The organism is Streptomyces flaveolus (assembly GCF_044765825.1).
GTDB classification, from domain to species: domain Bacteria; phylum Actinomycetota; class Actinomycetes; order Streptomycetales; family Streptomycetaceae; genus Streptomyces; species Streptomyces flaveolus.
Genome location: NZ_JBIWKU010000008.1, coordinates 345,763 through 369,651, shown reverse-complemented (window position 1 = coordinate 369,651; position 23,889 = coordinate 345,763). Strand labels below are relative to the sequence as shown.

At 72.0% G+C, this 23,889-nt stretch carries 18 protein-coding genes; 9 read left to right on the top strand and 9 right to left on the bottom strand.

Annotation, left to right across the window (positions count from 1 at the left end; genetic code table 11):
- The first annotated feature begins 149 nt into the window (after window positions 1–149).
- A complete protein-coding gene (locus ACIRG6_RS25295; protein WP_364680715.1) occupies window positions 150–587 on the top strand; it encodes a DUF3592 domain-containing protein in 438 nt (145 codons plus the stop codon).
- 70 nt (window positions 588–657) lie between these two features.
- Here ACIRG6_RS25295 and ACIRG6_RS25290 read toward each other — a convergent pair whose 3' ends face one another.
- Window positions 658–1,185, bottom strand: coding sequence for a hypothetical protein (locus tag ACIRG6_RS25290; RefSeq protein ID WP_364680712.1), 528 nt, complete (start codon window positions 1,183–1,185; stop codon window positions 658–660).
- A gap of 441 nt (window positions 1,186–1,626) precedes the next feature.
- On the opposite strand from ACIRG6_RS25290, the gene ACIRG6_RS25285 reads away from it, so the two are divergent.
- Entirely contained in the window at window positions 1,627–1,854 is a 228-nt protein-coding gene (locus tag ACIRG6_RS25285) for a hypothetical protein (RefSeq protein ID WP_364680709.1), read from the top strand.
- Window positions 1,855–2,056: 202 nt separating this feature from the next.
- Here the strand turns inward: ACIRG6_RS25285 and ACIRG6_RS25280 are convergent, their stop codons facing one another.
- From ACIRG6_RS25280 to ACIRG6_RS25265, 4 genes are all read right to left on the bottom strand, one after another.
- Window positions 2,057–4,279 (bottom strand): helix-turn-helix domain-containing protein, encoded by a 2,223-nt coding sequence (locus ACIRG6_RS25280; RefSeq protein WP_403324638.1) that lies wholly within the window; start codon window positions 4,277–4,279, stop codon window positions 2,057–2,059.
- A gap of 205 nt (window positions 4,280–4,484) precedes the next feature.
- Complete coding sequence (locus ACIRG6_RS25275) at window positions 4,485–5,393, bottom strand: GNAT family N-acetyltransferase (protein ID WP_365023842.1); 909 nt, start codon at window positions 5,391–5,393, stop codon at window positions 4,485–4,487.
- 374 nt (window positions 5,394–5,767) lie between these two features.
- A complete protein-coding gene (locus tag ACIRG6_RS25270; protein ID WP_350721562.1) occupies window positions 5,768–6,445 on the bottom strand; it encodes a response regulator transcription factor in 678 nt (225 codons plus the stop codon).
- Entirely contained in the window at window positions 6,442–7,521 is a 1,080-nt protein-coding gene (locus ACIRG6_RS25265) for a sensor histidine kinase (protein ID WP_364680702.1), read from the bottom strand. Before ACIRG6_RS25265 ends, ACIRG6_RS25270 begins: the two co-directional genes overlap by 4 nt.
- A 523-nt stretch (window positions 7,522–8,044) precedes the next feature.
- On the opposite strand from ACIRG6_RS25265, the gene ACIRG6_RS25260 reads away from it, so the two are divergent.
- Both ACIRG6_RS25260 and ACIRG6_RS25255 read left to right on the top strand, forming a co-directional pair.
- A complete protein-coding gene (locus tag ACIRG6_RS25260; protein WP_403324637.1) occupies window positions 8,045–10,276 on the top strand; it encodes an MMPL family transporter in 2,232 nt (743 codons plus the stop codon).
- A gap of 405 nt (window positions 10,277–10,681) precedes the next feature.
- Window positions 10,682–10,816 carry a hypothetical protein gene (locus ACIRG6_RS25255; protein ID WP_403324636.1) on the top strand — a complete coding sequence of 45 codons (135 nt, stop codon included), beginning with the start codon at window positions 10,682–10,684 and terminating at the stop codon, window positions 10,814–10,816.
- Here the strand turns inward: ACIRG6_RS25255 and ACIRG6_RS25250 are convergent.
- Window positions 10,813–11,181, bottom strand: a complete 369-nt coding sequence (locus ACIRG6_RS25250) for a nuclear transport factor 2 family protein (RefSeq protein ID WP_403324635.1) — start codon at window positions 11,179–11,181, stop codon at window positions 10,813–10,815. The two genes, ACIRG6_RS25255 and ACIRG6_RS25250, sit on opposite strands and share 4 nt — an antisense overlap.
- A 57-nt stretch (window positions 11,182–11,238) precedes the next feature.
- Between ACIRG6_RS25250 and ACIRG6_RS25245 the strand changes: the two genes are divergently transcribed.
- A complete protein-coding gene (locus tag ACIRG6_RS25245) occupies window positions 11,239–12,147 on the top strand; it encodes an NAD-dependent protein deacetylase (RefSeq protein ID WP_403324634.1) in 909 nt (302 codons plus the stop codon).
- Between the two features lie 58 nt (window positions 12,148–12,205).
- On the opposite strand, the gene ACIRG6_RS25240 is transcribed toward ACIRG6_RS25245, so the two are convergent.
- Window positions 12,206–13,297 (bottom strand): LacI family DNA-binding transcriptional regulator, encoded by a 1,092-nt coding sequence (locus ACIRG6_RS25240; protein ID WP_403324633.1) that lies wholly within the window; start codon window positions 13,295–13,297, stop codon window positions 12,206–12,208.
- 253 nt (window positions 13,298–13,550) lie between these two features.
- Here ACIRG6_RS25240 and ACIRG6_RS25235 point away from each other — a divergent pair, with 253 nt between their 5' ends.
- Together ACIRG6_RS25235 and ACIRG6_RS25230 are read left to right on the top strand one after the other, a co-directional pair.
- Window positions 13,551–15,317, top strand: coding sequence for a glycoside hydrolase family 35 protein (locus tag ACIRG6_RS25235; protein ID WP_365024807.1), 1,767 nt, complete (start codon window positions 13,551–13,553; stop codon window positions 15,315–15,317).
- 135 nt (window positions 15,318–15,452) lie between these two features.
- Entirely contained in the window at window positions 15,453–19,502 is a 4,050-nt protein-coding gene (locus tag ACIRG6_RS25230; protein ID WP_403324632.1) for an endo-alpha-N-acetylgalactosaminidase family protein, read from the top strand.
- 96 nt (window positions 19,503–19,598) lie between these two features.
- Here ACIRG6_RS25230 and ACIRG6_RS25225 read toward each other — a convergent pair whose 3' ends face one another.
- A complete protein-coding gene (locus ACIRG6_RS25225; protein ID WP_403324631.1) occupies window positions 19,599–21,500 on the bottom strand; it encodes a CocE/NonD family hydrolase in 1,902 nt (633 codons plus the stop codon).
- Window positions 21,501–21,649: 149 nt separating this feature from the next.
- On the opposite strand from ACIRG6_RS25225, the gene ACIRG6_RS25220 reads away from it, so the two are divergent.
- Entirely contained in the window at window positions 21,650–22,384 is a 735-nt protein-coding gene (locus ACIRG6_RS25220; protein ID WP_364680680.1) for a class I SAM-dependent methyltransferase, read from the top strand.
- 187 nt (window positions 22,385–22,571) lie between these two features.
- Window positions 22,572–23,021, top strand: a complete 450-nt coding sequence (locus tag ACIRG6_RS25215) for a spore-associated protein (protein WP_239769438.1) — start codon at window positions 22,572–22,574, stop codon at window positions 23,019–23,021.
- 94 nt (window positions 23,022–23,115) lie between these two features.
- On the opposite strand, the gene ACIRG6_RS25210 is transcribed toward ACIRG6_RS25215, so the two are convergent.
- The gene (locus ACIRG6_RS25210; RefSeq protein WP_364680677.1) at window positions 23,116–23,811 is read right to left on the bottom strand and encodes an alpha/beta fold hydrolase; all 696 of its coding nucleotides are present in this window, start codon (window positions 23,809–23,811) and stop codon (window positions 23,116–23,118) included.
- Between the last annotated feature and the right edge of the window lie 78 nt (window positions 23,812–23,889).

Sequence of the window (23,889 nt, the reverse complement as noted above, 5' to 3'; positions counted from 1 at the left end):
GGGGCGCCGGGCGGAGTTCCCTCGGTTCCGGGGCGGCGTGACCTGCCGGACGCCGCTCGGGTAGGGTCCGCGTGCGCCGGCACGGCCACGAGCACACGGTTGTCCGGCGGATGCGATGCCTGACAACGAGTACGGGGGTACCCACCGCCATGAACGCACTGTTCCACATGACCATGGTGGTTCTGCTGGCCGCCATGGTCTGGTCCGCCGTCGCGGTGGTCCGCCGGACGCGGCAGCGGCGCGAGGCCTGGGAGAGCGGACTGAGCGCGCCGGCGCGGGTGGTACGCGCCTGGGCCACGACCCAGATGGTCAACAACGTGGCCCGGCGCGTGCAGTGGCACGAGTACGACTACACCACCCGGGACGGCCGCGCGGTCCGCTTCCAGGAGAGCGGCGGCCCCCGCGACCGGTCCGAGGACGACACGGTCCCCGTCTACTACTCCGCGCAGGATCCGGAGCGGGCCACCGCGGCCGAACCGCAGCCCGGCAAGGACTCGGCGGCCATGGTGTTCTGGCTGCTGGTCCTGGCGGCGTGTGCGATCTTCCTGGTGTACGAGTGGGTGAGCCTGTCCACGGCGCTGAGCTGATGCCGTGCGGCTCACGCGGGCACGGGAAGTGTGCCGCGGGACTGCCCCCGAAGGGTCCTGCCGTGGCGCCCTAGCCCGCCCAACTCCGCAGCAGCCTCTCCCGCTCCGCGCCCCGCGGGGTCCCGCCCTCCGACGCGCGGCCCCACTCCGACATCGCCGCCAGGGTGGTCTCCATCGTGGCGGCGCCCTCGGTGAGGCGGGACAGCAAGACGCGGGAGAGTTCGACCTCGGCCGGCGAGTAGCCGGCGGCCGCGGCCGCGTAGACCGACAGCTCGTGGTCGGCGTCGGACGACGTGACGCGCAGCGTCATCAGCGCCGGGGCCTCGTCCGTCCGGTCCGGCCCCATCGGCATGGCCAGGCTCACCACCATCGTCACGGCGAGGTCCTTGAGTACGCCGGCCTGCCGCACGAGGGACTTCACGGGGACGTCCGTCACCGTCAGGTCGCGCACGTCCTCCCACAGGTGGACGCCGGACTGCCGCTCGCCGAGCGCCACCACGCCCTCGGGGGTCAGGCGTACCCCGGGCGCCAGGCCGGACGGCTTCGCGCCCACGTACACATCGCCCTCGGCGATCCAGAACAGGCCCACCATGGCCATGCGTTGCTCACTTCTCCCTGCGACGACGCCGCCGGGTCTCACATCAGAATGATCAGGACTCCTCCGCAACGCGCGAAGGAGCAGGGAAGTTCCTGCCCGCGCTCACCGTACCGAACTGTTCGCCGGCACCGGCAGCGAGCGCCGCTTCAGCGGCCCCGCGACCGGTCCCGAACGGAGGACAGTTGGCGCTGCCAGTGGCCGCTGTTGGTGTGCGGGCGCGGCAGATGCGAGGCCCGGCAGAAGTACGCCGACCGTAATTCCGCAGGGGGAACTGCCTGGGACCGCACCCGCCCACCGTGTTCGACTGTGCCTGCCGCAGGGGCGCTGCCCCGCACGGGCGGACGACCCCACCGCCGACGCACAGCGCCCCGGCCCGGCCCCCTCGGTGGTCCGGGAAGGAAGAGCGGGAAATGTCGAGCAGAGCGAGAGGTAAGAGCCACCATGAAGCAGAAGATCACTTCGCTTGCCGGTGCCCTGGCCATGGCCGGTGGCGTCGTCGTCGCGGTCGTGGCCGCGGCCACCGGCCAGGCGTCCGAGGTGGACCACGGACGGCCCGATTCCGCCCCCACCCCGCACGCGACTGTGGCCTTCGGTGACCAGCTGTCCGATTCCGACCTCGCCGCGCCGCTCAACGAGTTGGCCGTGGGCCGGCGGACACCGCGCGCCTAGGCGGTCTCGTCCGGAGCACCGGGCCGACCAGAGGAAGATCCCTACGTCGAGTCCGGCGAGGACCCCGTCGCTGCATGGCATCCGCGGCGGCGGTGGCCATCGGTTCGGGCCGCCGCGCAGCGCACTGTGCCCCGGAGTCAGAAGCGGGAGGGATGATCAGTTCTCCTGGCCGCGGGGATGTGCGGGTGCCGACGGCCCGGCTTCACGTCCGCGTGGTGAGCCGCTCAACTGCCGCGTCGTATCGTGCCTGGATTCCCGTGTCCGCCGAGACCGTCAGTAGGACGCCGAGCGCCCGTACTGCGCCGTCCTCGTAGCCGGAGGACTCCGCCTCCCGGGCTGCGAGATGGAGTTGCTCGATGCCCTCGGCTTCGTCCCCGAGGCCCAGCAGCGCCTCCCCTCTCACCATGAGTAGCAGGATCCGGGGGACATCGGCCGTGCCGGACCGATCGTCCGAGGCCAATGCCTCAGTCGCCGTGTCGAGGGCCTTGCGCCATTTCCCGGCGTCGGCCCAATGGCGGGCCAGGTGCTGCAGGGCCAGTCTTTCGATGGTCCGGTCGTCCGCCTTGCGGGCCAGTTCTACCGCCCGCTCACACCCCTGCGCGGCCTCGCCCAGGCCGCCGAGTGCTGCTTGCGCCATAGCCAGAACGATCAGAGCGTTCGCCTCGGCCACCGGGTCACCTGTCCGGGAGGCGAGCGCGGAGGCTGCCCTCAGGTGAGTCAGCGCCTCGTCGATGCGCCCTTCCTCGATCAGCACCCAGCCGAGCACGTTCAGCACTCGTGCCTCGCCGTGCTGATCGGCGTCGGCCCGTGCCGCCTCGAGCCCGGTCTCCAAGAGCGAGACCCAGCCGTCCCGTACACGCCACACCATCAGCGGCCACAGCGTCAGCACCATCCTCCAGGTCCTGCCGTGCAGTCCGGCAGCGCGCGCTGCGGCGACCGCCAGCATGAGGTCGTCCCTCTCTGCCGCGTACCAGGCCACGGCCGCGGACCGATCGCCGAACTCTCGGACGGCGGCGGGCGGCAGGTAGTCCGCCGGCAGTGGGAAGCACTCCTCGTTGCCGGGCTCGGCCGCCGCCACGGCCGCGAGGCCCGTGGTGATGTAGTGGTCGAGCACGCGTTTGAGCGCTTCGGGCGCGACGTCCAGGCTCCGTGCGAAGAGCCGCACGAGATCGTGCATGGTCCATCGGCCGGGCACCGTCTCCGTGACGAGGTGCGCCACGGCCAGCCTCTCCAAGGCGGCTTCGGCAGCAGGCGGATTCGTATCCGCCAAGGCTGCCGCCGTATACCGGTCGACGTACGTACCGGGGTGGCGGCCGAGATGGGCGAACTGGCGGGAGACGTCCTGCGGGAGCTGTTGCAGCGTCACGCGCAGCGCCGCTTGCACGCCGGTGTCTTCCACGTCCAACAAACTCAGCCTGCGCGTCTCGTCGGACAGCTCGGCAGCCATCGCATCCAGCGACAAGCCGGGGCGTTGCGTCAACCGGGCAGCTACGACCCGCAGGGCAAGGGGCAGTCCGTCGCACAGCTCGGCGAGCCGTCGCGCAGCCACCGGCTCCGCGCTGACGCGTTCCGTGCCGAGTACCGCGGCGAGGAGCATGGTGCCGTCCTGCGGGCCGAACACATCTACCGCAACGGGTCGAGCAGCGTCGGTGACGATCAGCCCCGGCAGCCGGTGCCTGCTGGTGACAACGGTTACGCAGCGGCGACCGCCTGGAAGAAGCGGCCTGACCTGCTCGGAGTTCCGCGCGTTGTCGAGCACTACGAGGAGTCGGCGGTCAGCGGCGAGCGACCGAAACAGCGCGGCTGCGCCATTCGCCGACTCCGGTATCCGGCCGAGCGGCACACCGAGCGCCGGCAGGAACTCGCGCAGCACCTCCATGAGCGCAGGCTCGCCCGTGCCGCCGAAGCCTCGCAGGTCGGCGTAGAGACGCCCGTCGGGAAATCCGGCACGGTTGTGGTGGGCCCAATGCAGCACAAGGGCTGTCTTCCCGACGCCGGCGGGCCCGACAACCAGGCAGAGGGGCGCCTCGCCTTCGGCGGCCCGGGCCAGGGCGCCGAGTTCTGCCGCCCGTCCGTAGAAGCCACGCGGTGCGCGCGGCAGCAGATCGGGCGCAGCGGTCTGCTCAACAGCATCCGGTACGACGGTAGGTGGTGGTAAGTCCGTAGTGCGAGTCCGCCGGGGACGGCCCAAGCTCGCGTTGTGTTCCAGCTCCCGGGCGCCGGCCTCGTCCAAGCCGAGGGCGGCAGCCAATGCCTGCACGGTGCGGCGCTGCGGCCCCCGGGTGTGTCCGCGCTCCATGTCCGACAGCGCCCGCACGCTCACCCTCGCAGCATGTGCCAACTCCTCCTGGCTCAGCCCGGCCTCCGTCCGTAGACGGTGCACAAGCGCGCCGAAGCCGCCGGTGACCGGTGTACCGGTGTACATATCTGCATGTCCCCTGGTCAGTGCGGCCCAGCCGGAACGCCGTACCCCGCCTGCAAAAGTATGCACGAACTACTTTGCGGGCGAAATGCACTGTTCCTTCCCTGTCCTCATCGCGGTCACGGCTGGTGGACTGAAGACGGCGGCGAGTAGGTGGCGGATTTCCGGTAGCCCAACTCCGCCTCCTGCGCCCGCTGCTCACCGTTCGCTACTTCTCGCCGGCCGATGGGCCCGCCGGGCAGAAGTTGATGCGTTCGCTGACGACGGGGAAGCCGGCCTTGGTGAAGTTCGCGGCCATGGGGAAGTTGCCCCGGTCCGTCCCTCCGCTGACGAACTCCGCGCCCTGTCCGACGAGGAAGTGGGTGCATTCCGCGAGGAGGTCGTAGGCGTAGCCGTGACCGCGCTGTTCCGGGACTACTCCGATGAAGCCGATGGTCGGTCCGGAGGGGTTGTGAGCCGGGATGTGGATGCCGGCCAGGTCGCCCTCCGGCGTGTGCGCGATCTGCCACCACTCCCGCGGGGAGGGGCACCAGTGGAAGAAGTCGAGTTCTTCCTGCGCGGCCTGGTCGAGGCCGCCCTCCTTGATGGCCTTGAGCGCGTGGGCGTCCAGGGTGACGGAATGGATGCGGCGCAATGCGTCGAAGAACACGGTGTCGTCGGGTTCGGCGCTGAAGCGCAGGCGTCCGGACCGCGCGGGCAGACCTCGCTCCGGGGTCCAGCGGTACAGGAAGCGTTCCACCAGGAGTTCGTACCCGGCGGCTCGTGCGGCGGCGAAGCGCGCCTCGGCGGCGGGGCGCAGGTCGGCCATGTCCCGCCAGCCGCCAGGCAGGTTGATCTCGAGTTCGACTTGCCAGGGAGCGGAGCGCAGGAGTTCGGCTCCCGCCTCCTCCTCGCCCGCGGCCACATCGAACCAGTTGATGTTGACGGGCTCCGAGTCGTCGGGGCCGCCCCACCACGCGCCGCGTGCGACGACCTCGCCGTCGCGCAGGGCGACGCGTTTCCAGTCCGGGCGGAACCGGGTACGCCGATGGTTTTCGCGGGTGCCCAGTGGGTCGGGGAGAGCGTCGAAGAGATGGGCGTCGCTCGCGGAGAGCGCGCGGATGACCGGATCGGTCATGAATTCCTCCGGGGAAACAGGCTGCTTGGAGCGCTCCCGGTCAGAAGGTACGAACCACGCCGGGACAGCGGAAAAGGGAGCGCTGGAAAGGTGTGAACCGCACGGCACTCGCCTCCTTCCGTCCATCTCAGGGCGTAGAGCCATACGGTACGTGAACTTCCGCGGCTCCGGCCACGGTTTCGTCATCTGTCCAGCGGGTTCGCCGGCGGTTCGTCGTCGGCAGTGGCCGCGTCGGGCTGTTGCCTGGTGGCGCCGGCGCCAGTTGGACCGGTGCAGCAGCCTGGCCGCGGTCACGGCCGGTGGGTCGAGGACGGCTACGAGCAGGTCGCGGATCTCCGGGACGGTCAGCGTGGTGTCCTGCCCCGGCCCGGGTGCTACGGCTCCCGTCGTGCCGTGACCAGGCCCGTCTCGTACGCGGCGATGACCGCTTGGGCGCGGTCGCGGACTCGCAGCTTGGCGAAGAGGCCGGTGATGTGGTTCTTCACGGTGGAGGCGCTCACCCCGAGCCGGTCGGCGATCTCGGTGTTGTCCAGACCGCCGGCGATCAGCCGCCACACCTCCCGCTCACGCGGGGTGATTCCCTCGGCGCCGAGGGGAACCGGGTGTGCGCTCCGGTGGGTCGGGGTTTTGACATGGGTGGAGATCAGCCGGGTCAGGAGCCGTGGGGCGAGGATGGCCTCGCCGTCGTGGACCACGCGCAGGGCCGCGACGAGGTCCTCGGGTGAGATGTCCTTGGGCAGGAAGCCGCACGCCCCTGCCCTCAGGGCATCCACCACGTACTCGTCCATGTCGAAGGTGCTCAGTGCCAGCACCCGGCAGCCGGGCAGTTCGGTGGTCAACCGTTCGGTGGCGGCGATTCCGTCCAGGACCGGCATGCGAATGTCCATGATGACCACGTCAGGTAGGCGTTCGTGGGCGAGGCGGACCGCCTCGGCGCCGTCCTCGGCCTCGGCCACGACCTGGAAGCCGGGTTCGGGGGCCAGCATCAGGGCGAGGCCGCGTCGGACGAGGGGCTGGTCGTCGGCGATGAGAACCTTCACGATCGCGCTCACGCGTATGCCTCCTGACGGTCGGCGGGCAGGGGAAGGCTGGCGCGGACGGCGAAGCCTCCGCTCTCCGGTCCGGCCCGCAGGGTGCCACCGTGCAGGGCGACGCGCTCCCGCATCCCCACCAGCCCGTAGCCCGTTCCTCGTGCGGCGGAACGGGCGGGACGCGGACCGTCGTCGGTGACGGCGACCCGCACTTCGCGGGCCGAGCAGGTGAGCCGTACATCGACGTGCGCGCCGTCGCCCGCGTGCTTGCGTGCGTTGGTGAGGGCTTCCTGCACGATGCGGAAAACGGTGAGCGCGACTCCGGGCGGGAGCGAGCGGGAGTCGCCCTCGGTGGTGAGCGTGGTGGGAAGGCCGGCGCGGCGGCTGTCCCCGACGATGCGGTCCAGGTCGCCGATGCCGGGCTGCGGTGCGGTCGCCCCTCCCTCGTCGCCGTCCTCGCTCTCGTCGCCGGCCCGCAGCACGTCGAGCAGGTGACGCATCTCGCGCAGGGCGGAGCGGCCGGAGCCCTCCAGGGCGACGAGTGCCTCGCGGGCGGCCTGCGGGGACCGGTCCAGGTTGGCCCGAGCGCCTCCGGCGAGCAGCTGCATGGTGGTCAGATGGTGGGCGACGATGTCGTGCAGCTCCCGGGCGATACGGCGCCGTTCGTCGGAGACGGCCCGCTCGGCGAGCCGCCGCCGCTCGGTCTCGGCGTTGCGCTGCCAGCGGCCGACGGCGACAGCGGCGCCGGCCACGAACAGCGCGGACACGGCGTTGGGGGCGAGCTCGATCAGGGACGGCGCCGGCATCCCGGGGTGGACGAGCTGGAGCACCGCGACGCAGCCGGCAACGGCCGCCGCGCCGACCGCGGCCCTGTGGTGACGTACGACGGTGTAGAGGGCGACGATCATGGCCGCCCCGTAGTGCTGGCCCACGGCACTGAACCAGTTGACCGACAGGTTCGCCGCGAGGATGCACGCGAGAACCGTCAGAGGTGTACGGCGGCGCGCCAGCAGGAACAGCGAGGCGACGACCACGACCAGGCACCCGGCCACCGGGACATGACCCTGGTCCATCTGGCTGGTGACGGTGAAGCCCACGAGATCGATGGCCGCGGCGCCGACAGCGACGAGTCCGTCGTGCTGGGTCCACAGTCCCGGCCCTCCGATTCGGTTTCCCGTCGCCCCATCGGGACGCGTCCCGGTCGCGCGGCCCGGCAGCCCGGCGCGGGGCGCGTCGGCCCCACCCGGTGCCCGGCCATGGCGCCCTTCGTCCACGTCTCGTCCCATCTCCGCCCCCTGTGCACATCCATGCTTCCCCGCGGCGGCCGAAGTGGCCGATGACCTGCGGTTCGTCCGTCGATTCTCCCATGGTGCCGGTGCGCCGGGCCCATGGCGTCCGGAGCGGGAGGGAACGGGGACCGGGAGCAGGCTCCCAGCGGCGGGAGGGTTCGGGGCCGTGCTCCCAGAGGGCTTCTCATCCCTGGCTCCGAGGTTCGGGCCGCACGTCACTGATGTGCTGGACGAGTGCCAGAACGACCTGGCAGGGGGGTGCCGCCTCGGACATCCACGGTCCCGTGGCACCCGTCCCCCCGTACTCCCGTGACCTTCCCGGAGGCTTTCCGTGATCCGTTCCCTGACCGGATTCTCGACCCGCAGACCTTGGCGGGTCATCGTCGTATGGGCGGTGGTCGGCGTCTTCGTGGCGCTCATGGGTCAGACACTCGTCTTCCGCGTGACGAACACCGACAGCGCCGGCTTCCTGCCGCCGGAGTACGACGCGGCCGCGGCGCTGCGGATCGCCCGGGAGGAGTTCGGCGCGGAACCGGACGCCAATGCCGTGACGGTGCTGGTGGCGCGGCGCGACGGCAAGCCGCTGCGGGAAGCGGACGAGCAGCGCGTACAGGACGTGGCGCGTGAACTGAGCTCCACACGCCTGCAGATGCCGTGGACGGACGAACAGATACGGGGGCTCTCCGAGGATTACTCCCAGGTTCCCCGCGTGGCACGCATGACGACCGCCCCGGACAAGTCGTTCGCGCTGCTCGGCGCACGGCTGCGGGGCAACTCCACCGACCCCGGCATGCACTCCCTGTACCGGGTCTTCCACGACCGGGCACAGCAGGAGTTCGGCGAGGCCGGGCTGCGCACGGGGTTCACCGGCGGGCTGGCGGACGTGGTGGACCGCGCCGACGCGGAGGAGACCACGCAGACGATAGTCGGTCTGGCGGTGGTCGGACTGATCATTCTGATCAACGTGCTCGTGTTCCGCAGCGTCCTGGCCGCGTTCGTCCCGCTGATCGCGGTGACCCTGGTGGGGGGCGCCGCCGCCGGCACGGTCGTGGGTGCGGCCCTCCTGACCGGTTTCGAACTGGACCCGGGCACCCCTAGCATGATCGGCACCGTGCTGATCGGCATAGGCGTCGACTACTTCCTCTTCCTGTTGTTCCGCTTCCGCGAGGAGCTGCGACGACGCCCGGAGGAGCACCACCGCCTGGTGGCCGCGGACGTGGCCGGGCGGGTGGGCACAGCAGTGACCTCGGCGGCGCTGACGATCGTGGCGGCCTTCGCGACGCTCGGTGTGGCGACGTTCGGTCAGTTCCGGGTGCTCGGTCCGTCGGTGGCGGTGTCGGTGCTGGTGATGCTGGTGGCGAGTCTGACCCTGATGCCGGCTCTGCTGGCGGTGACCGGACGGAAGATGTTCTGGCCGTCGCGGATCCTCTCGGAGAAGGCCGTGCGGCCCGGCGCGGCGGGCCGCACCGGCGAGTTGGTGGCGCGCCGCCCGGTGCTGGTGCTCGTGGCGTCGGTGGCCCTCCTCGGCGCGCTGGCGGTCGGTGTGGCGGGCGTCCGCATGGACTTCGGCACCGGCGGCACCCCGCGCGACACGGCGGCCGCCGCGACGGCGCGGGAAATCGCCGGTGCCCTGCCGCCGGGAGTGTCCGACCCGACGACGGTGTACGTCACCGCCGACGACGGCCGGGTCCTGGACCCCGCAGAGCTGGGCGTCGTGCACCGGGCGCTGTCGGAGGTGGCCGGAGTGGGCAAGGTGGCCGCCCCCGTGTTCGACGCCGACCGGACCGCCGCCCGGCTGGACGCCTACTTGACGGTGGACGCCCAGTCGCAGCGCGCGCGGGATCTCGTGGCGGGACCGGTGCGCCAGGCCGTGCGGGAAGCGACGCCTGCCGGACTCACCGCGCACGTGGGTGGCACGGCGGCCGTGTTCGCCGATGTGGCGACGGCCGTCGACGGAGACCTGCGGACGGTGTTCCCGGTAGCGGCGGCACTGATCGCGCTGATCCTGGTGGTGCTGTTGCGCAGCCTGGCAGCGCCGGTGGTGCTGATGCTCGTGATCGGGCTGTGTTTCGCGGCGACGTTCGGCGCCTCCGCGCTGGTCTTCCAGCACATCGGCGGCGAGGCCGGCGTGACCTTCGTCCTGCCGCTGGTGCTGTTCCTGTTCGTGGTCGCGCTGGGCACCGACTACAACATCCTGATCAGCGACCGTCTCCGTGAGGAGATGGCTCACGGAGGCCCGGTCCGCGTCGCCGTGGCCCGCGCGGTACGGCACACTGCGCCGGCTGTCGCCACGGCCGGCGTGGTCCTCGCGGCTTCCTTCGGCAGCCTCGCGGTGAACGGGGACCCCTCCACCCGTCAGCTGGGCTTCGCCACGGCCCTGGGCATCCTCCTGTCCGCCTTCGTCGTGTCGCTCCTGCTGGTCCCGGCGGTCGCGGCACTCCTGGGCCGGGGAATGTGGTGGCCGGTGCGTGGAGCAGGAGGCCGACGGGACAGGATCGGCCGCGACACCTCAGAACCGCAGTCACACCGGACGGAGGCCCAGCCGGTGTCCGGACGGTCCTGACGGCGTCCACCTCGCCGGCCTTGATCAGCACCTCGGGTGACGGATCCGGTGGAACTCTTGGAGCCGGATCACTCCCCCGTGCCTGCAACACGTCCCGTCGTGCCTGCGACACATCCCGACGGCGGCCGGGGTGCGCAGCAGCCTTGGCTGCCCGCACCACGGCTCGGTCTCGGCCCCACGCGGTGCGACGGGGGGCTCGACTTCTCGACCGCTGCTCGGAAGCCGTCTGATCTTCGTCGGAGACCAGGACCGCTCCGGGCCGATCTCCGCACGGGCAGTCGAGAAGGACAAGGGCCGCGCGAGGTCGCGGTAGCGGCCGGAGGAGGCGGGCTCCATCCGTCAGGCACGCCGCTTCGGCCCGGAAAGCAGCCCACTCGCTCGAAGTCCGCGCGTCACCGTGACTCGATGCCGGCCGGCCTGGCGACCCTCCGGGACCTCGCCGGCCGCTCGGCCCCCGCCGATCGCTCCGACGCGGCCCACGAACACGGCGACCGCCCGCGCCACCACGACAGTCTGCTGTTCCCGGGCGGCGCGTACTAGGAACTGCTCGGCGTGCCCTGGTGGAAATACATCCGCCAGCCCGACTCCGTCAGACGCCAGAGCGAGCTGCGCCACACCCGGCGGCCCTGGTGGTCGGCGAAGTACGTCAGATGGACGACGCCCGGAGCGAGCACCACCCCGGACATCTCGCTGACCTCGACCGGAGACTCCGGGGACACCGAGCCACCGCTCGTCACCGTGAGGACCGACTCCGCGTCCCACCGGCGCCCCGAAGCGCCGATCTCGGTGAACTCCGGATCCAGCAGCTCCAGGACACGGGCCGGGGAGGCACGCACCTCGGGATCGAGCAGCCGCAGCTCCCCCTCGACCGCCGCCCGCACCGCACCCGCACTCTCCTCCGCCATGCGGGAACCCTACGGCCGCGGCCGCCCGAGGCACAGCGCTTTCCGTACCCTGGCGGCATGCGTATGCGCCCCACCTTGAGCTGGACCGCTGCCGAGGACCTGCCGCCGGGCACCGTGGACCCGGAGCCGGTCGTCGACGCACTGAGCGCCGGCGGCGTGCTGGTGCTCAGCGGGGCGGGCATCTCCACGGAGTCGGGCATCCCGGACTACCGGGGCGAGGGCGGGAGCCTGAGCCGGCACACGCCGATGACCTATCAGGACTTCACCGGCTCCGCCCGGGCCCGGCGCCGGTACTGGGCGCGCAGCCACCTCGGCTGGCGCACCTTCGGCCGCGCGCTCCCGAACGCCGGGCACCGGGCCGTGGCCGCGTTCGGGCGGCACGGGCTGCTGTCCGGGGTGATCACGCAGAACGTCGACGGCCTGCACCAGGCCGCCGGCAGCGAGGGCGTCGTGGAACTCCACGGAAGCCTGGGCCGGGTCGTCTGCCTCTCCTGCGGTGCCCTCACCCCGCGCCGCGAGCTCGCCCGGCGGCTGGAGGAGGCCAACGCGGGCTTCGAGCCGGTGGCCGCCGGTGTCAACCCGGACGGTGACGCGGACCTCACCGACGAGCAGGTCGGGGACTTCCGCGTGGTGCCCTGCACGGCCTGCGGCGGCGTCCTCAAACCGGACGTGGTCTTCTTCGGCGAAGCGGTTCCGCCGCAGCGGGTCGAGCACTGCCGCCGGCTGGTCCGCGAGGCGACCTCGCTGCTGGTCCTGGGCTCCTCACTGACGGTGATGTCCGGGCTCCGCTTCGTCCGCCAGGCGGCCCAGGACGGGAAGCCGGTGCTGATCGTCAACCGGGACCCGACCCGGGGCGACCGCCACGCCCTCACCCGGGTAGCGCTCCCGCTGGGTCCGGCCCTCACCACTGTGGCCGGCCGTCTGGACGTCCCCGTCGAGGGCCCGGCGGCGGACGACGAGAAGTAGCGCCCGCGGGCTCCGGTGCCGTCCGGGCCGGCCACCCCGGCGTGTGCCCCCGGGCCCGTTACGCCGGGGTTCCGGTCGCCCGGTCGCCGGGCGGTGGGGCCGTGCTGGCCCGTACGATCAGCGCCGGTTCGACGGACGCCGGTTCGGGTGCGGCGTCCGGGTCCGTGATGTGCCGCAGCAGGTGGGCGACCGCCAGCGCGCCCATCTCCGTGAACGGCTGGGCGACCGTGGTCAGCGAGGGTGAGCAGTACTCGGCCAGCGCGATGTCGTCCACGCCGACGACGGAGATGTCCTCGGGGACCCTCCTGCCGAGCTCGTGCAGGGCCCGGATCACGCCGAAGGCCATCTCGTCGCTCGCCACGAACACGGCGGTGGCGTCGGGGATCTTGCCCAGGATCAGCCCGTTGCGGTAACCGGACTCGGGAGTCCAGTCGCCCTCCAGCACCGGTGGCGGGATCAGGCCCGCGGCCTCCAGGGTGTCGCGCCAGCCGGCGCAGCGGCTGGCGGCGTCGAGCCACTCCTTCGGCCCGGCCACGTGCCACACGCTGCGGTGCCCGAGCTCGATCAGGTGCCGGGTGGCCAGCCGGGCCGCGAGGGTCTGGTCGACGGCGACGACCTCGGTCGCCGGGGTCCGTGAGCCGTCGACGGTGACGGTCGGCACCGCACCGGTGAGCTGCTCGATCCGCGGACTGACGTGGACCAGCGGCACGGAGAGGATGACCCCCTCCACGCCCTGTTCCGCCAGACGGGACAGGGCTTCCTCGATCGCGGCCGTGTCCAGGGACGCGGTGGTCGCGGTGCTGACCGCGTAGCCGGCCTCCCGCGCCGCCGTCTCGATGCCGAACGTCAGGTTCGTGCGCGAGTAGAAGTTGGTCTGCAGGGTCACGACGCCGATCGTCCGGCTGCGCCCCGAGGACAGCATCCGGGCCGCGTTGTTCTTGCGGTAGCCGAGCTGCTCGACGGCGGCGAGCACCTTGGCGCGGGTCTTCGCCTTGACGTTGGGATGCCCGGCAAGGGTCCGGGACACCGTCTGCGCCGACACGCCGGCGAGCCGGGCCACATCGGTCATGCCGGGCTGCCGTGCGGCGCCGTCGCCCGCCGCACGTCTGGGCGTGAGTGCCTCACCGGCTTCCGGTGTTTCCGATGCCATCGTCCGCTTCTCCAGAAAGGCCGCGGCGTCGGCCGCGTCGTCGCAGGTACCGCTGTCCGGGCGCAGTCTATCCACACCAGCCCTATTGGCATCGATAACAACCTCTGCCATAGTTCCCGCCAGCGTGCCTGCCGAGGCCGAGAGGGAGAGCAGCGTGTCATCGATAACATCGGGTCCTGCCGAGGGCCGGACGACGGGCGGCCGGGCGAGCGGTACGCCGTCCGGGGATTCCTCGTCCGCGCCGGGGCCCGTCCTGACCCATCCGCGGGGAACGCTCCTGCGGGCCGGGCACCCGCACCGCGTGCTCGCCGGGTCGCTGCACTACTTCCGCGTCCACCCCGACCAGTGGGCGGACCGGCTGGAGCGGGTCGCGGCCATGGGACTCAACACCGTGGACACCTATGTCCCGTGGAACTTCCACGAGCCACGCCCGGGGCAGTACCGCTTCACCGGCGGACACGACGTCGAGCGCTTCGTGCGGACCGCCCAGGAGACCGGCCTGGACGTGATCGTGCGGCCGGGCCCGTACATCTGCGCCGAGTGGGACAACGGCGGGCTGCCCGTCTGGCTTACCGGGCGGCCGGGCATGCGGCTGCGCTCCTCCCACCCGCCGTACCTGGCGGAGGTCGGCCGCTGGTTCGACGAGCTGATCCCGCGCCTCGCCGCCTTGCAGGCCGGGCGGGGCGGGCCGGTGGTCGCCGTCCAGATCGAGAACGAGTACGGCAGTTACGGCGACGACCGGGGCTACGTCCGCTGGGTGCGGGACGCCCTCGTGGAGCGCGGCGTCACGGAACTGCTCTACACGGCGGACGGTCCCACCGAGCTGATGCAGGACGGCGGCGGCCTGCCGGGACATCTGGCGGCCGCGACGTTCGGCTCCCACGCCCGCGAGGCGGCCGCGCTGTTGCGTGCGCGCCGCCACGACGAGCCGTTCGTGTGCGCCGAGTTCTGGAACGGCTGGTTCGACCACTGGGGCGAGAAGCACCACGTCCGGTCCGTGACGAGCGCGACACGGACGCTCGACGACATCCTGGACGCCGACGGCTCGGTCAGCCTGTACATGGCACACGGCGGCACCAACTTCGGTCTGTGGGCCGGTGCCAATCACGACGGCGGCGCGATCCAGCCGACGGTCACCAGCTACGACTCCGACGCGCCGATCGCCGAACACGGCGCGACGACACCGAAGTTCCACGCGTTCCGCGAGCGGCTGCTCGCCGTCAGCGGGGCTCCGGCACGCCCGCTGCCGCCCGAGCCGACGCTGCTGGCCGCCCGTACGGTCCCCGTGCGCGCCGAGGCCTCGCTGCTGGGGGCGTTGCGCGCCGCGTCCGAGCCGGTGGCCTCCCCGCATCCGCTGAGCTTCGAGGAGCTGGAGCAGGCGTCCGGTCTCGTCCTCTACCGCGCCGAACCGCTTCTGCCCCGCGGGCGCCACGCCCTCACGGTCTCCGGCCTCCACGACCGCGCCCAGGTCTTCCTGGACGGCGCGCCGCTCGGCGTCCTCGACGGCGGGACCGCCTCCGTCGAGGTCCTCGGCCAGGGCGAACGGGTGCTTCTGGAGCTGCTCGTGGAGAACCAGGGGCGCGTGAACTACGGTCCGCTGCTCGGCGGGCACAAGGGCATCCTCGGCGGGGTCTCGGTCGGCCGGCGGCTCGTGCACGGCTGGACCATGCACCGGCTGCCGCTCGACACGTGGACGCGGGAGGACCTCGCGCGCGCCGTGTCGGCCGCCGGACCGGACGGCTCCGCGGGGTTCGCCACGGCACGGTTCACGATCCCCGAGCCCGCCGACGCCTTCCTGGCGTTCCCCGGCTTCGCCAAGGGCTTCGTGTGGGTCAACGGCACCCTGCTCGGCCGCTACTGGGAGATCGGCCCCCAGCGGACGCTCTACGTGCCCGCGCCGCTGCTCGTGCCGGGCGAGAACACCGTCACCCTCCTGGAGCTAGAGCGGCTGGGTGACCGGTTGGAGCTGTGCGAGGGGCCCGAGCTGGGGCCCGCCGAGGAGTACGTCGAGACCTTCTGACCGACCCCCCGCCCGTTTCCCGCGCCCGGCGACTCACCGACTGTCCCCCTCCCGCGGCCGCCGCTCCTTCGCGGCCGCCGCCACCGACTCGCCGCCGTCTCCCGTCCCTCACCCGATCCGAGGAGGAAGTACCAGGTGGAAACCAAGACGTCCCCGTCGCCCCGCCCGCCCGGGCACAGACGCGGCCCGCGTCCCGCCGCCGTGGCCGCGGCCCTGGGCCTGTGTCTGGGCATGCTGTCGACCGCGGCCGTGCCCGCCGGCGCGGCGCCGCCCCGAGCCCTGTCCGCCCCCGCGCCGGCGGCGGCCACGCCGGTACAGCTGAGCCGGGGCGGGCTGACCGTCACGGTGGCCGAGGAGTTTCCGCAGGTCATCTCCTACCGGCTGGGCACACGCACCCTCGGCGGACAGGCGGCCGTCCTCGACACCTTCACCGTCAACGGCACCCCGCACCGGGCCACGACCACCATGAAGGCGGAGGCGAGCAGGGCCACCTACACCTCCACCTTCGCGGACCTGCCCGGTCTCACCATCACCTCGACCCTCACTGTGACCGAGGACACCACGGTCGTCTTCGCCGTGGAGAGGATCTCCGGCGAGGCCGCCTCCACCGTGCGGACCCTCGCGATCCCCGGCCAGTCCCTCGTCTCCGTCGACTCCTCCGCACCGGGCGCCAACCTCGCCCGGACGAAGATCTCCACGGACTCGACGACTACCGCCGACCGGTTCGTCCCGATCACCGACGGCACCGCCCCGGACAAGGAGTCCGTCGGCACCCCGTACGCGTTCGTCGGCAACGCGCAACTGTCCGCGGGCATCGTCACCAACGCCACCGAGGACTCGCCGCAGAACGACAACACCAACGGGAACACCCGCCTGCAGTCCCGCATCGTCGACGCCGGCGACGGCAGGCGCCGGGCGGAGCTGTCCGTCGGCACCTACACCCACCACCCGCAGGGCGCGACCGATCCGCGGGTCGACACCTACGAGCTGCCCCGGGCGACCGTGGTCCTCGCCGCCGACGCCAACGGCGACGGCACGGTCGACTGGCAGGACGGCGCGATCGCGCTCCGGGAGCACACGCGGCGCCCGCTGGGCGCGGACCGGGTGCCCGAGCGCGTGGTACAGCGCATCCCGTTCAACTTCGCGAGCCAGGCCACCAATCCGTTCCTGAAGACGCTGGACAACACCAAGCGCATCTCGATGGCCACCGACAACCTCGGGCAGTGGGTGCTGGAGAAGGGCTACGCGAGCGAGGGCCACGACTCGGCGCACCCCGACTACGGCGGCAACGAGAACGTGCGCGCGGGCGGGCTGAAGGACCTCAACCGGCTCACCGGGACCGGCGCCGGCTACAACGCGGACTTCGCCGTGCACGTCAACGCCACCGAGGCGTACGCGCAGGCGAAGACCTTCAGCGAGGAGCTGGTCGCGGGGCAGCCGAACGGGTGGGACTGGCTCAACCAGGCCTACCACATCGACCAGCGCAAGGACCTCGGCACCGGCGCCGTCCTGGACCGGTTCGCACAGCTGCGCAAGGAGGCCCCGCAGATCAGGACGGTCTACATCGACGCCTACTACTCCAGCGGCTGGCTGGCCGACGGACTGGCCGCCGGACTGCGCAAGATGGGCTTCGAAGTGGCCACCGAGTGGTCGTACAAGTTCGAGGGCTCGTCGGTGTGGTCGCACTGGGCCGCCGACAAGAACTACGGCGGCGCCACCAACAAGGGCATCAACTCCGACATCGTCCGGTTCATCGCCAACTCCGACCGCGACGTGTGGAACGTCGACCCGCTGCTCGGCGGCGCCAGCGTCGTCGAGTTCGAGGGCTGGACCGGCCACGACGACTGGAACGCCTTCTACCGCAACATCTGGACCGACAACCTGCCCACCAAGTTCCTCCAGCACTTCCAGGTGATGGACTGGGACCGCGGCAGGTCGGCGACGCTCACCGACGGCGTGCGCGTCCAGTCCGTCGACGGGCGGCGCCGGATCTCCATGGGTGACGCCGTCGTGCTCGACGGCGACACCTACCTGCTCCCGTGGGGCGACTCCCGGGCGGGCAACGGCACGTCCTCACCGGGCGACGCCGACAAGATGTACTTCTTCAGCGCGTCCGGCGGCACCCACACCTTCGACCTGACCAGCCAGTTCGCGAGGAACAAGAACTTCACCCTGTACGCGCTCACCGACCAGGGCCGGGTGAAGAAGGCCCGGGTGAAGGCCGAGGACGGGAGGGTGACGCTGACGGCGGAGCAGGGGCAGCCCTACGTCCTGGTCCCGAACGGCGGCAAGGCACCGCACAAGGACGCGGCGTACGGCGAGTTCTCCGGGCTGACCGACCCCGGGTTCAACGGCGGGAACCTGGACGCCTGGAACCCGCGGGGCGACGCCGCGATCACGCGGGCCGGCAACGGCGACAACGTGGTCCGCCTCGGCGGCGGGGCCTCCGGCATCTCCCAGCCGGTCTCCGGTCTGGTGCCGGGCAGGCGGTACACGCTCAGCGCCGACGTCGAGATCGGCCCCGGTGAACGCCGGGACACCACGCTCCGGGTACGCGGCGCCGCCGGCCCGGCCGTGAACTCCTTCGACATCACCCCGGCGCGCAACTGGACGGCGGCCGACGAGAAACGCGACACCTACTCCCAGCGGGCCGCCGTCGCGTTCACGGCACCGCGTGGCGGCAAGGTCACCGTGGAGCTCGGCGCCGGTGGCGGCGGGGCGGCGGTCGTGCTGGACGACGTGCGCGTCATGGCGGACACCACCTCGCCGCTCCCCGGCGCCGGGGACGGGACCGTCGTCGCCCACGACGACTTCGAGGGCAACCAGCCGGGCTGGGGCCCGTTCGTGAAGGGCGACGCCGGCGGCGTCACCGACCCCCGCACGAGCGTCAGCGACCTGCACGAGCCCTACAGCCAGAAGGCGTGGAAGAACACCTACTCCCCCTACGACACCGGCACGTTGAAGGGCAAGGCCGTCGACGACGTGCTCGCCGGGCGGCACTCGCTCAAGTCCCATGCGGAGAACACGGGGCTGGTGTACCGCACGACGCCCGCGACGGTGCCGTTCGAGGAGGGCCACAGGTACCGGGTGTCGTTCTCGTACCAGACCAACATCGAGGGGCAGTGGGCCTGGGTGACCGGCGCGGACCGGGTCGCGGACGGGAGGACGACCTCCCGGGACATCACCCGTGACGTCCTGGAGCCCGCCCTGGACACGGCGGCGTACTCCCGCGAGATCGTCGCGGGCTGCGGGGACACCTGGGTCGGGCTGCGCAAGCTCGGCGGCGCCCGGGGCACGGACCTGGTCGTCGACGACGTCACCGTGACCGACCTGGGCGAGGCCGAGGCCGGGGCCGCCTGCGCGAACGTGAGCGTGCCGGCCGGTGCCGAGCTGAGCCCCGGAGTGCCGGGCGAGTTCGTCACCACCTTCACCAACAACGAGTCCACCGACGCCGTGAACGTCGGGACGGCGCTGCGCGGGCTGCCGGAGGGCTGGAAGGCCGAGGTCGAGAAGAAGGACGGCAACCTCGGCGGGACCGTGAAGCCGGGCGCGAGCGTGAGCACCACCTGGCTGCTGACGCCGCCCGCCGGCGCGGCCGGCACCACCGCCACCTGGCAGGCGACCGCCACCTACGCCCACGCCGGGGCCACCAAGACCGTCACGGCGGACGCCCGGGCCACGGTGACCACCGAGCCCCTGCTCTCCCCCGGCTCGATGACCGCCACCGCCGACTCCGAGAACGGCTCCTCCGGCGACGGGGAGGGACCCGTGTCCAACGTCCTCGACGGTGACCCGGGCACGATCTGGCACACCGACTACACCGGCACGCCCGCGCCCTATCCGCACTGGGTGACGCTGAAGCTCGGCGGCGCGGCGGACGTGGACGGCTTCGGCTATCTGAACCGGCAGAGCGGCGGTCAGAACGGCCGCGTCGGCGGCTACGAGGTCGCCGTGTCGCAGGACGGCACGACCTGGAAGACGGTGGCGAAGGGCACGCTGAAGGACGTGCCGCAGATGCAGCGTGTCTCGTTCGACCGGGTCCGGGCCTCGCACGTACGGTTCACGGCCCTGAACGCGCTCAACGGGCAGCCGTTCGCGGCAGCCGCGGAGATGCGGGTGTACGGCACGCCGGTGGACCTGCCGACGGGCTACCCGCCCGGTGAGCGGCCCGCCGACCGGGGCTGAACCGCCCCGCCCCCGGCGTGCTCCGCCGGGGGTCGCGGGGCCGGCCCCGGGTGGGGGCCGGCCCCGGCCGTCCTGCTGCCGGGGCCGGCCGGAGGGTCAGAGGCGGCCGCCCGGAACCACCGTGAACGTCGCCGGACCGGCCGGCAGGTTCACCGTGTACTGGCGCAGATACGTGTCCAGGAACGGCGAGCGGGCTCCGGCGGTGGCGACGTCGTCGGCCGGGTCGTCCAGGGCCAGCCTGAGCTTCGCGCCCTTGACCTGGATGGTCTCGCCCGACGGGGTGTCACGCCACGAGCCGGTTCGGATGGAACCGATCTCCACGGCCAGGACGTGTCCCGCGGCGAGGGTCCAGTCGGTCGCCTTCAGATCGACGGCCAGCCGGCCCGAGTCGACCAGGGAGACCTGTTCGTCGAACATGACGGCGGTGCCGTCCGGGGCGACGTCGTACAGCTTGAGCATCACGTTGCCCTCGCCCTTCGCGGTGAGCGAGATCTGCGGGGTGCCGGTGACGCGCACGTCCTTCTTCAGCGGCTTCGACCAGACGAAGAAACTGGAGGTGACCGCACCGGCCTGCTGACGCTTCGCCAGTTCCTTCGCCAGTCCTCGCGGCGGGGCCTGCTCGGTCGCGGGCGCGTTCTCCATGTCCCACGTGCCGGTCGGCTGCGCGGACGGCTGCGGTGCCGGTTCGCCCGAGGCGGTCAGTGCCGCACGGGCGGACGCGCCGCCGTCGTCCACGTACGAGCCGCCGCCGAGCGGAAGGGTGACGGACCGGTCCGTGACGGGCCAGGTGCGCTGGGCGCGCCAGGCACCGGTGGAGTCCTCGACGGCGTAGTCCGGGTAGCGGACGGTCGGCCTGATGCCCTTGAGGTACTGGTCGTAGAAGGACAGGGTCTCGTCGTACCAGCCCTCACGGCCCATGGCCAGGCGTCCGTCACCGACGCGGTCGCCGCCGCGCACGTGGTCCCACTGGCCGAGCCAGCCGCGCTCGGGGCCCCGGTGGTTGTCCAGGTACTCCTCCATCTCCTCGGGCTTGGTGTTGTTCTCGATGAAGCCCTGGGTGACGAAGAGCGGGGTGTCACTGCCCCTGGCCATCTTCGCCAGGTCGCGGGAGGTCCAGTACGGGTCCTCCTGGTCGGATATGCGGTATCCGGCCGAGTTCTCCGTCAGGCACTCCGGGTGGGTCTCCTCGTACCGGGCGTTGGCCTGGTAGCGCGGGTCGTCGTCCGCCATCGGGGGCATGGTGGCGATGGAGTTGTACGCGCCGGCGGTGCCGGTCACGTTCGGGCGGGGGACGCCGTTGGAGTAGATGTACTGGTACATGTCCCACAGGGGTTCCTGGGCGACGACGGCCTTGAGGGCGCGCTGGTCCAGGTTGTTGCCGATGAGGCCGGTGACGGCGTCGTACGACTTGCCGTACATGCCCACGGCGCCGGTGGACCACGGCTGCTTCGCGGCCCAGTCGACCGCGGCCTTCACGTCGGCCTGTTCGCCGGGGCCGCCCCAGTCGAGGCAGCCGGTGGAGCCGCCGAAGCCGCGCAGGTCCACCATGACGAAGGCGTAGCCCTGGTCGAACAGGTCGGTGCCCTCGATGAAGTCCTGGAAGCGGGACGAGGGGCCGGTGTGGGTCCAGCCCTCCGGGCCGGTCTGCCCGGAGTGGGCGAAGTACGGGCCGATCGACAGGATGACCGGCACCTTCGCGTTCTTCTTTCCGGCCAGTTTCTCCGGCAGCAGGACATCGGCGTGGAGTTGGGTGCCGGAGCCGTCCGAGGACGGGAAGTAGTGCTGGGTCCAGACCGAGCCCTCCGGGACGCGGTCGTTCTGCTCATGGGTGACGGGGTCGGTCGCGGTGGCCGCCGCCCCCGTCACGGACCGGGGTGCGGCGGCCGGTTCGGCCTCCACCCCGGGCGCCGCGACGGCGGGGCCGGCCAGGCCGGCGCTCAGCGCGAGGGCGGCGACAAGTGCCGAGGCGGTCCGGGTGGCCGCGCTACGGGCTCTCACATGCTCCTCCTTGAACGGTGGGTGCAGGTGGTGCAGGTGGTGCAGGTTTAGCAGCGATACCCGTCGCGCGTCGATGGTGCGTCCAACTTCCCTGGGCGGCAGTGAAACTGAGTGGTCGCTCGGATCCGGTGCCGCATACTGTCGGCCCCATGGCTGACGAGTGCTTCGGGCATCCACGGCTCGCCGCGATCCATGACCCGCTCGACCCCGATCGCGGTGATCTCGACGCGTACGTGCGCATGGCCGAGGAGCTCGGTGCACGCCGGGTGCTGGACATCGGCTGCGGGACAGGGGTGTTCGCCCTCCTGCTCGCCGACCGGGGGATCGAGGTCGTCGGGGTGGACCCCGCCGAGGCGTCCCTCGACGTGGCCCGGGGCAAGCCCGGCAGTGAACGGGTGCGGTGGATCAGCGGGGACGCCTCGGCGCTCCCGCCCCTGCGGGTCGATCTGGCGACCATGACGGCGAACGTGGCTCAGGCCGTCGTGACCCCGCGGACGTGGCAGGAGACTCTGCGCAGGACGTACCGATCCCTGCGGCCGGGCGGGCACCTGATGTTCGAGACGCGGGTTCCGGCCCGCCGCGCCTGGGAGGAGTGGAACCGTGAGCGGTCCCGACGCGTGATTGACGTTCCGGGCGTCGGCTCGGTCGAGAGCTGGGTCGAGGTGACCGACGTGAGCCTGCCGTTGGTGACGTTCCGCTGGACGTACGTCTTCGCGGTGGACGGGCAGGTACTGACGTCGGAGTCGACGTTGCGTTTCCGGGAGCGCGAGGAGGTCGAGGCGGACCTGATCGCACAGGGGTACGTGGTCGACGACGTGCGGGAGGCTCCTGACCGTCCGGGCCGGGAGTTCGTCTTTCTCGCACGGCGTCCCCAGGCGGTCTGAGCGTGCCGGGGACCGCCGTGGGCGACGCGATCGCGCGCCCCCGACCCGGCAGACGGGTCGTCAGTGTGCGCCCCGTGCACGCCGGTTGACCCCTTTCGCTCGCGACAGCGGCACAACCATTCCGGTACGTGACGGGTCACACCAGGCAGGAGCACCAACCGGCTCCAAGACCACACAAGGGGGAAAAATGATCTCGACTCGTGCCAAGCTGGCCGCGGCCGCACTGGTGGCGGTGTCCGTCGGGGGCACCACCGCCCTGGCCGCGCCCGCCTCCGCCGCGGCGAGCGTCACTCCGGGGACCGTCTGCGGCAGCGGCTACAAGACCGTCAACTCCGCGCCCATCGGCTCCCGGGGGACCGTCTACCTGACCTACAACTCCGCCAACGGCAAGAACTGCGTCGTGACCATCCGCAACACCGTCGGCACGGCCGTGGACATGTCCGCGTACCTGTACGTCCCCGACACCGACCAGGGTGACGGCGACTACGGGACGTACACGTCGTACGCGGGCCCGGTGTACGCCTACGGCAAGGGCCACTGCGTCGACTGGGGCGGCAGCATCGGCAGCGTGTCCGTGCAGGTGACCGGCTCCAACTGTGCGGCCCTGAAGGAGCACCGGGTCACCACGACCCGCTGATCCGGTTCCGACTCGCCCCGGCCGAGCGCGCGGCACCTCCGCCGGGGCGGTGTCGCTCCGGGACCCGCGGGCCCCGGAGCCGTCCGGACGACGATCAGGCCATGCCGGCGAGTTCGACGAGGTGCCGGGCGGTGCCGGCGGGGTCGACGATCTGGTGGAGGTGCTCGCCGGGCAGGTGTGCCACCCGCCAGCCGCGTTCGCGCGCCTCGACGGCGGCCTCCTCGTACGGAGGCCCGAACAGCAGGTAGGAACAGGGATGGTCGTCCCACCCCCCGGGGACCGGGACCCGCTGCTCGTAGTAGGACAGCGGCAGGGTGGGCTGCTCCTCGACGACCGTGCGCCGCATCCCCGGGTCGGCGAACATGGGGGCGACGTCCGCCTCGTCCCACCAGTCGGTCCAGCGCGGCAGTGTCCCGTTCACCGCCATCGGGCGGAGGAACTCCAGGAACTCGGGTGCGGCGACCGGGGTCGGTCCGGTGCGCGCGGGCAGTGCGGCGTCGACGAAGACCGAGCCGGCCACCGGGTGGTCGAGGCCCGAGCGGATCACGGGGAGGAACAGCCCCGCGTTGCTGTGGGCGACCAGCGTGACCGGGCTGCCGGCCGGGACCTGACGGAGTGGTCCGCGGACGGCACGGACGACGTGGGGCCAGAAGGGAGGGCCACTGGCGCCCACGTGCAGCAGGGACGGCACCACTACCCGGTGTCCGGCCGCCGTGAGCTGTTCGGCCACGGGCTGCCAGGTCGAGGGGCCCACGGACGGGCTGTGCACGAGAACGAAGGTCGGTCGCATGTGCCGATCCTGGCGCCCGCCCCCGAGGAACGCGACCGTATCGGCCGACAGCAGAGCGCCACCCCGACAGCGATCCGC

Coding starts and splice junctions, on each gene's coding strand:
- ACIRG6_RS25215 (WP_239769438.1), top strand. CDS start 22,572: ATGATCTCGACTCGTGCCAAGCTGGCCGCGGCCGCACTGGTGGCGGTG.
- ACIRG6_RS25255 (WP_403324636.1), top strand. CDS start 10,682: ATGCCGGCCGGCCTGGCGACCCTCCGGGACCTCGCCGGCCGCTCGGCC.
- ACIRG6_RS25245 (WP_403324634.1), top strand. CDS start 11,239: ATGCGTATGCGCCCCACCTTGAGCTGGACCGCTGCCGAGGACCTGCCG.
- ACIRG6_RS25240 (WP_403324633.1), bottom strand. CDS start 13,297: ATGGCATCGGAAACACCGGAAGCCGGTGAGGCACTCACGCCCAGACGT.
- ACIRG6_RS25295 (WP_364680715.1), top strand. CDS start 150: ATGAACGCACTGTTCCACATGACCATGGTGGTTCTGCTGGCCGCCATG.
- ACIRG6_RS25280 (WP_403324638.1), bottom strand. CDS start 4,279: ATGTACACCGGTACACCGGTCACCGGCGGCTTCGGCGCGCTTGTGCAC.
- ACIRG6_RS25220 (WP_364680680.1), top strand. CDS start 21,650: ATGGCTGACGAGTGCTTCGGGCATCCACGGCTCGCCGCGATCCATGAC.
- ACIRG6_RS25275 (WP_365023842.1), bottom strand. CDS start 5,393: ATGACCGATCCGGTCATCCGCGCGCTCTCCGCGAGCGACGCCCATCTC.
- ACIRG6_RS25250 (WP_403324635.1), bottom strand. CDS start 11,181: ATGGCGGAGGAGAGTGCGGGTGCGGTGCGGGCGGCGGTCGAGGGGGAG.
- ACIRG6_RS25210 (WP_364680677.1), bottom strand. CDS start 23,811: ATGCGACCGACCTTCGTTCTCGTGCACAGCCCGTCCGTGGGCCCCTCG.
- ACIRG6_RS25290 (WP_364680712.1), bottom strand. CDS start 1,185: ATGGCCATGGTGGGCCTGTTCTGGATCGCCGAGGGCGATGTGTACGTG.
- ACIRG6_RS25285 (WP_364680709.1), top strand. CDS start 1,627: ATGAAGCAGAAGATCACTTCGCTTGCCGGTGCCCTGGCCATGGCCGGT.